This is a genomic window from Streptomyces sennicomposti (genome assembly GCF_019890635.1).
GTDB classification, from domain to species: domain Bacteria; phylum Actinomycetota; class Actinomycetes; order Streptomycetales; family Streptomycetaceae; genus Streptomyces; species Streptomyces sennicomposti.
In genome coordinates, this window is the sequence record NZ_JAIOAB010000147.1 from 1 (window position 1) to 278 (window position 278).

The window sequence follows — 278 nt, forward strand, 5'->3', positions numbered from 1 at the left end:
AACTTAATGCGTTAGCTGCGGCACCGACGACGTGGAATGTCGCCAACACCTAGTTCCCACCGTTTACGGCGTGGACTACCAGGGTATCTAATCCTGTTCGCTCCCCACGCTTTCGCTCCTCAGCGTCAGTAATGGCCCAGAGATCCGCCTTCGCCACCGGTGTTCCTCCTGATATCTGCGCATTTCACCGCTACACCAGGAATTCCGATCTCCCCTACCACACTCTAGCTAGCCCGTATCGACTGCAGACCCGAGGTTAAGCCTCGGGCTTTCACAAT

General features: G+C 56.1%; 1 rRNA gene. It reads right to left on the reverse strand.

What is annotated here, in order from left to right:
* Positions 1-278: ribosomal RNA gene (locus K7787_RS31470) — 16S ribosomal RNA — on the reverse strand; the annotation flags it as partial.